The 7305-nt window shown below is 43.5% G+C and carries 9 protein-coding genes; 4 read left to right on the top strand and 5 right to left on the bottom strand.

The window, feature by feature from the left end; all coding sequences use genetic code 11:
* The 5 genes from BCT81_RS14765 to rfbB form a co-directional block, all read right to left on the bottom strand.
* A partial coding sequence (locus tag BCT81_RS14765) for an ABC transporter permease (protein WP_157938869.1) occupies window positions 1-347 on the bottom strand: 347 nt, incomplete at its 3' end.
* 51 nt (window positions 348-398) lie between these two features.
* The gene (rfbC, locus tag BCT81_RS14770) at window positions 399-959 is read right to left on the bottom strand and encodes a dTDP-4-dehydrorhamnose 3,5-epimerase (RefSeq protein ID WP_102424912.1); all 561 of its coding nucleotides are present in this window, start codon (window positions 957-959) and stop codon (window positions 399-401) included.
* A 4-nt stretch (window positions 960-963) separates the two neighbouring features.
* Window positions 964-1845 (bottom strand): dTDP-4-dehydrorhamnose reductase, encoded by an 882-nt coding sequence (rfbD, locus tag BCT81_RS14775; RefSeq protein ID WP_102424913.1) that lies wholly within the window; start codon window positions 1843-1845, stop codon window positions 964-966.
* On the bottom strand, window positions 1845-2732 hold the full coding sequence (rfbA, locus tag BCT81_RS14780; protein ID WP_102424914.1) for a glucose-1-phosphate thymidylyltransferase RfbA: 888 nt from the start codon (window positions 2730-2732) through the stop codon (window positions 1845-1847). Before rfbA ends, rfbD begins: the two co-directional genes overlap by 1 nt.
* A complete protein-coding gene (gene rfbB / locus BCT81_RS14785) occupies window positions 2732-3820 on the bottom strand; it encodes a dTDP-glucose 4,6-dehydratase (RefSeq protein ID WP_102424915.1) in 1089 nt (362 codons plus the stop codon). Before rfbB ends, rfbA begins: the two co-directional genes overlap by 1 nt.
* 289 nt (window positions 3821-4109) lie before the next feature.
* Here rfbB and BCT81_RS14790 point away from each other — a divergent pair, with 289 nt between their 5' ends.
* The 4 genes from BCT81_RS14790 (at window position 4110) to cysE (ending at window position 7284) form a co-directional block, all read left to right on the top strand.
* Window positions 4110-4544 carry a rhodanese-like domain-containing protein gene (locus BCT81_RS14790; protein WP_102424916.1) on the top strand — a complete coding sequence of 145 codons (435 nt, stop codon included), beginning with the start codon at window positions 4110-4112 and terminating at the stop codon, window positions 4542-4544.
* A gap of 98 nt (window positions 4545-4642) precedes the next feature.
* Window positions 4643-5110, top strand: a complete 468-nt coding sequence (gene secB / locus BCT81_RS14795; protein WP_102424917.1) for a protein-export chaperone SecB — start codon at window positions 4643-4645, stop codon at window positions 5108-5110.
* Between the two features lie 176 nt (window positions 5111-5286).
* Complete coding sequence (gene gpsA, locus BCT81_RS14800; RefSeq protein WP_102424918.1) at window positions 5287-6333, top strand: NAD(P)H-dependent glycerol-3-phosphate dehydrogenase; 1047 nt, start codon at window positions 5287-5289, stop codon at window positions 6331-6333.
* 129 nt (window positions 6334-6462) lie between these two features.
* The gene (gene cysE, locus BCT81_RS14805) at window positions 6463-7284 is read left to right on the top strand and encodes a serine O-acetyltransferase (RefSeq protein ID WP_102424919.1); all 822 of its coding nucleotides are present in this window, start codon (window positions 6463-6465) and stop codon (window positions 7282-7284) included.
* Window positions 7285-7305 lie beyond the last annotated feature (21 nt).

The following is a 7305-nucleotide window of genomic DNA, read 5'->3' on the forward strand; positions in this document are numbered from 1 at the left end:
ACTATTGGAAGCAAGCTAACTTTAAATACGATCTTCTTTACAATACTAGCTTGTTCGATAATTGAGTTAGTTGCATTCGATAACATCTCCGCAATAAAAAACCATGGGATCATTGCAGATACTAACCAAAGGGTGAATGGAACCCCATTAGATGTCGGCTGCGCTTTAAAACCAACTTGAAAAACAAACCATATTATCGTAATCGTTACGAGTGGCTGAACGAAAGCCCAAATACCACCAAACAAAGAGCCAAGATATCGATTCTGGATATCACGTTTTGCCATCGAAATAAGTAATTCGCGGCTACCATAAATGTCCTGAATAAATTTAAAGGGTAATTTGTACATTCTACTACCTTGCAATTGCATCTAACGGTGTGTTGAGTCCATAAATCCAGTTTACTTCGAAAAATCAACTATAGATAATAGCTCATGGAGTGTTTGGCCCTGCCTATCCTTTTCAGATAGAGTAACGCAATCAGTAATCGGCCAATCAATATTTACAGTTTGTTCGTTCCAGATCAAACAATGCTCAGCGTTCGGGTTATAGTAATCTGTGCATTTATAAACAAACTCAGCTTCATCGCTAGTCACATAGAACCCATGTGCAAACCCCTCAGGGATCCAAAGTTGACGCTTATTTTCTGCAGATAAATACTCTCCAACCCATTGACCAAAGGTTGGCGAACCTTGTCGAATATCGACGGCAACATCAAACACTTCCCCAGAAACCACGCGAACTAATTTGCCTTGAGTGTTTTCGGTTTGGTAATGCAGGCCACGTAAGATACCTTTTTTTGATTTGGAATGGTTATCTTGAACAAACTGCGTTGGTTTACCTGTTACGAGCTCTTCAAATTGCTTTTGATTCCAGGTTTCCATAAAGAAACCACGTTCATCACCAAACACACTTGGCTCTATAATTTTCACATCTGAAATACGTGTATCGATTACTTTCATATTTTTAATCCGTATACGCTTGAATATTATTTAATGCTACTTTCCAATCACTCGCTTCAATGAAGAAGTTCGTCATAATTTTCTTATTGCTTAGACGGGAGTTACTTGGACGCTTTGCTGGTGTTGGATATTGGTCAGTGGTAATACTTGTTAAAGCAGGCTTGTTCTCAAAAAGCTTTTGTTGAACAGCCACATCAAAAATAGCGTCGGCGAATTCATACCAGCTTACATGAGGCAAACCCGAGAAGTGGTAAACGCCGTACTCCACCGTATCACCTTGAGTAATACACTTCGCAATTTGAATCAGTGCCTTAGCAATATCACCGGCATAAGTTGGCCCACCAGACTGATCACCGACAATACTTAATGCATCACGCGTTGCACCTAGGCGAAGCATCGTCTTAACAAAGTTATTGCCGTGCTCTCCGAAAACCCACGCGGTGCGAAAAATAATGTGCTTATCACATGACTCTGCAACTGCAATTTCCCCTGCTAGTTTACTTTCACCGTAAACACCCTGAGGGTTCGTCGGATCTGTCTCGATATAGTCCCCGACTTTATTACCTTCAAATACATAATCTGTCGAGATATGCAAAATTGCCGCACCAATGGTTTGCGCGGCTTGTGCTAGATACTTGGGACCATCACGATTTATCGCATAAGAGAGAGCAACTTCCTCCTCAGCCTTATCAACCGCAGTGTGTGCAGCTGCGTTAATAATAACGTTAGGTTGAAATTCAGTAACGACTGCGCCTACAGCATCTTGATTTGTAATGTCAAGGTGCTGTCTATCAAGAGCTAACACTGTTATCTTTTCATTGTTGGCCAACTGTTCAGTGAGGCAAGAGCCAACTTGACCGTTACAACCGGTGATTAATACTCGCATTAAGCCTCAGCCTTTTTCTTTGCTTCATTAACCAAACGCGTTAAATACTGGCCGTACTCATTTTTCATCATTGGTTTAGCTAAAGTCAGAACTTGCTCATCACTTAACCAACCGTTGCGCCATGCGATTTCTTCTAGACACGCGACTTTTAGCCCTTGTACGTGCTCAATAGTTTGCACGAAAGAAGATGCCTCGTGTAGGCTCTCATGTGTACCGGTGTCTAGCCACGCAAAACCACGACCTAATAATTCTACATTCAGTGAGCCATCATTGAGGTACATTTCGTTTAGGGTCGTGATTTCTAGCTCTCCGCGTTCAGATGGCTTCACTTGCTTAGCCATTTCAACCACGCGATTATCGTAGAAGTAAAGACCGGTTACTGCATAGTTTGACTTAGGCTGTGTTGGCTTTTCTTCAATTGAAACGGCTTTCATGTTTTCATCAAATTCGACGACACCAAAGCGCTCTGGGTCTTTCACTTGATAACCAAACACAGTCGCGCCTGATTCTCTTGAAGCTGCACTTTGTAGTGTTTGTGAAAATGACTGACCATAGAAGATGTTATCACCCAGTACTAAACACACGCTGTCATCGCCAATGAAGTCTTCACCAATAATAAACGCTTGTGCTAGGCCATCAGGGCTTGGTTGAATCGCGTATTCAAGGTTGATACCAAAATCAGAGCCATCACCGAGCAAGCGTTGAAAGCCCGCATTATCTTCCGGTGTGGTGATAATTAGAATGTCTTTGATTCCTGCCAACATCAAAGTAGAAATTGGGTAGAACACCATTGGCTTGTCATAAATCGGCAAGAGTTGTTTCGACACGCCACGTGTAAGTGGGTACAGACGAGTACCAGAGCCACCAGCTAATACAATACCTTTCATTACTTTACATCTCCTGTTACGACGCCTAAGCGCTCGCGTTGGTAGCTGCCATCTTGCACATTTTGACACCACTTAGAATTGTCTAGGTACCACTGTACTGTCTTACGAAGTCCCGTTTCGAACGTCTCCTCCGGTGTCCAACCTAATTCACGTTGCATTTTAGAGGAGTCAATAGCATAGCGACGGTCATGACCCGGGCGGTCTTGAACGTAAGTAATTTGCTCTTCGTATTTAGTCTCTTTCGGTACTAGCGTATCAAGGATGTCACAAATCGTATTCACGACTTCAATGTTTTTCTTCTCGTTATGGCCACCGATGTTGTAGGTTTCACCAACTTTACCTTCGGTTACCACTTTATAGAGTGCTCGAGCATGGTCTTCAACGAACAACCAGTCACGAATTTGGTCCCCCTTGCCGTAGATAGGAAGGTCTTTTCCTTCCAAAGCATTCAAGATAACAAGTGGGATCAATTTTTCAGGGAAGTGATATGGGCCGTAGTTGTTTGAGCAATTAGTGACGATAGTTGGCAGGCCATAAGTACGAAGCCAAGCACGCACTAAATGGTCACTTGATGCTTTTGAAGCAGAGTAAGGGCTAGATGGCTCATAAGATGTCGTTTCCAAGAACATTGGTAGTTCAGCACCTTCAGGAACCTCATCTGGGTGAGGAAGGTCACCATACACTTCATCGGTAGAGATGTGATGGAAGCGAAACTCTGCTTTGGCTTGATCTTCAAGTTTATTCCAGTACTCGCGTGTCGCTTCTAATAGCGTATATGTTCCAACTACGTTCGTTTCAATGAAAGCAGCTGGGCCAGTGATAGAGCGGTCAACATGCGATTCAGCGGCTAAGTGCATTACCGCATCTGGTTTATGCTCTGCAAAAACACGGTCAAGCTCTGAACGATTACAAATATCTACTTGTTCGAATGCATAACGTTCATTTGAATCAACATCAACAAGTGACTCCAAGTTCCCCGCATAAGTGAGTTTATCAACGTTTATAACGCTGTTCGATGTATTGTTTATAATATGGCGAACGACTGCAGAGCCGATAAAACCAGCACCGCCAGTGACTAATATCTTCACAAAAACCCCCTAACCTAACTTTTTTGATTCACGAACTGTGCACAGTGTAAACATCTTTACCAAGCACGCTACCGCCCGTTGGTAACAAAGCGAAAACCACACTGCGCATTAAAATTTAGAAATGTAAATTAGTCTATTATCTATCTAACGGAAAATATAATCAAAAAAATCGTTAAACTTTGCTTCTGATTCTGTTCAAAGATTCAGATCTCTATGTACACTAAACTCCAAACCTCGCTATACTCCTACCCTATAATTTTTCGCCCAATAACGAATAAGAGTTCAAGACATGCAAGAGTTAGTTCCATTTGTTCAAGAGAATATGATTTTAGCCATCGTATGGATCGGCTTGGTTGTTGCCATCATTGCGAACGTAATCAAAACATCAAATGCAGCCTATAAAGAGATCACGGCAGCTCAAACTACACAACTGATTAACCGTGAAAACGGTGTTGTGGTTGATATTCGTACTAAAGATGAGTTCAAAAAGGGCCATATTACTGACGCACTTCACATTTTACCGTCAGACATCAAATCAAATAACCTAGGTAGCCTTGAAAGCCATAAAGCAGACCCAATCATCGTAGTATGCAAAACAGGTCAAACCGCTCAAGAAAGCGCTAACTTGTTAGTTAAAGCAGGCTTCGAAAGCGTAAGCGTGCTGAAAAGCGGTCTAGTGGCTTGGAGCGAAGCTAACCTACCTTTGGTTAAAGGTAAGAAATAGTAAAGGCAAAAAGTAAGCTGACCTAATCAACTAACTTTCGGGTTTTGTTCGACAAATATGACGAACCAAACCTAATTTAAATTTTTAAGGACAAGAAAATGGCTGAAGCAGCACAACAAGAAGCACAACAGAACTTCGCAATCCAACGTATCTTTCTAAAAGACGTATCTTTCGAAGCGCCAAACTCTCCAGACATGTTTCAAAAAGAGTGGAATCCAGATGTAAAACTGGACCTAGACACTCAAAGCCGCGAACTTGGTCAAGGTGTTTACGAAGTAATCCTACGCCTAACGGTTACTGTGAAGAACGCAGACGACACTGCATTCCTTTGTGAAGTTCAGCAAGGTGGTATCTTCTCTGCAAGCGAAATGGAAGCGGGCCAACTAGCACATTGCCTAGGCGCATTCTGCCCGAACATCCTATTCCCATACGCTCGTGAAACAATCTCTAGCCTAGTGGTTAAAGGTACGTTCCCACAACTGAACCTAGCACCTGTTAACTTCGATGCTTTGTTCATGAACTACCTACAAAACCAAGCTCAACAAGCTGAAGGCGAGCAGGCTTAAGTCTCAAAGTAGAACTTAATCCCAACGTTTCAAACGCTAGTTAACTCTTAAATGCACATCGTAACTTCTGCGATGTGCATTTTTTCTTTACACTGTACTAAGATAGAAAGCCTTCTGATTATTAGGAAGCTTTTCCAGAATTCTTCGATTTCCCTCATTATTTTTTAGGTGGAAGCATGACAGACACAACTCGCCCGACTAACACGGCAGACGCTTACGGCAAAGAGATCGCTATGACAGTCATTGGCGCAGGTTCTTACGGGACCTCTTTAGCTATTTCTCTAGCGCGTAACGGTGCAAACGTTGTTCTTTGGGGACATGACCCTATCCACATGACGCGCCTTGAATCTGAGCGAGCAAATCATGAGTTTCTTCCTAATATTGACTTTCCAGAAAGCCTGATCATCGAATCAGACCTTGAAAAAGCAGTAACAGCCAGTCGTGACCTCCTAGTCGTCGTTCCTAGTCACGTGTTTGGTATCGTTTTAAATAGTTTAAAGCCTCATTTGTCAGCGAATTCTCGTATTTGCTGGGCTACGAAAGGATTGGAACCAGAAACTGGCCGACTACTTAAAGATGTCGCACACGATGTGCTTGGCGACAATTACTCTCTAGCGGTTCTATCTGGCCCTACTTTCGCCAAAGAACTAGCGATGGGTATGCCGACCGCAATTTCAGTCGCGTCACCAGATGAGACCTTCTTAGAAGAGCTTCAAGAAAAGATTCACTGTGGCAAGACATTCCGTGTATACGCAAACTCAGATTTCATTGGTATGCAGCTAGGTGGTGCCGTTAAAAACGTTATCGCGATTGGTGCTGGTATGTCGGATGGCATTGGCTTCGGCGCAAACGCGCGCACAGCGTTAATTACCCGTGGTTTAGCAGAAATGAGCCGACTGGGTGCTGCTCTTGGTGCACAACCAGAGACCTTTATGGGTATGGCGGGACTTGGCGACCTAGTACTGACATGTACCGACAACCAATCACGTAACCGTCGCTTTGGTTTAGCATTAGGTTCCGGTAAAGACGTTGACACCGCACAAGAAGAAATTGGCCAAGTGGTAGAAGGTTATCGCAACACTAAAGAAGTTTGGTTACTATCAGAACGTATGGGCGTTGAGATGCCAATTGTTGAACAAATTTATCAAGTGTTGTATCAAGGAAAAGACGCACACTTAGCTGCGCAAGATCTACTTGCTCGAGATAAGAAGTCAGAAAGATAAAGAAGCGGATAAGAAATTCGAGTCAACGAGATGAGAACAGAGTAAAAGCAGATACGAGATTCTGCTCTTATAGTTCTTCGAAACTCTCATCTCGTCACTCGCATCTGCCCCTAGAAAATGGATGGAAAAATGAAACACTGTGAACAACAAAAAGTTTGGCAATGCATTGTAAAAGAAGCTCGACAGCAGTCTGAGCAAGAACCTATGCTTGCGAGTTTTTACCATGCCACAATTATCAACCATGAAAGCCTAGGGGCTGCACTCAGCTACATTCTTGCTAACAAGTTAAAGACGGCTTCGATGCCTGCAATGGCTGTACGTGAAGTGGTTGAGCAAGCGTTTGAAGAAGATGACTCAATCATTGATGCGGCCGCTTGTGATATCTGCGCGACAGTTACTCGAGACCCGGCTGTAGAAATGTACTCTATGCCATTGCTCTACCTTAAAGGCTATCACGCACTGCAAGGTTATCGCGTAGCTAACTGGTTATGGAAGCAAGGGCGTATTGCACTTGCCACTTACCTACAAAACCAAATTTCGGTCGCATGCCAAGTAGATATCCACCCTGCAGCGCGTATCGGCAAAGCTATTATGCTCGACCACGCGACTGGTATTGTTATCGGTGAAACGGCGGTGGTCGAGAACGACGTATCCATCCTTCAAGATGTTACTCTCGGCGGTACCGGTAAAGAAGGCGGTGACCGTCACCCTAAAATCCGTGAAGGCGTGATGATTGGTGCTGGTGCGAAAATACTCGGCAACATTGAAGTAGGTGAAGGCGCTAAGATTGGTTCTTGTTCTGTGGTGCTACAAGCTGTACCCCCACATACTACGGTTGCTGGTGTTCCCGCTAAGATTGTTGGTAAGCCCAAGACAGATAAGCCTTCTCTTGATATGGACCAAGGGTTCAATGGTCGCTCACAAAGCTTTATCCATGGTGACGGGATTTAAGAGCAGATGCGGGATTCGAGT

The organism is Vibrio sp. 10N.261.52.A1 (assembly GCF_002876325.1).
Taxonomy (GTDB): Bacteria; Pseudomonadota; Gammaproteobacteria; order Enterobacterales; family Vibrionaceae; genus Vibrio; species Vibrio chagasii.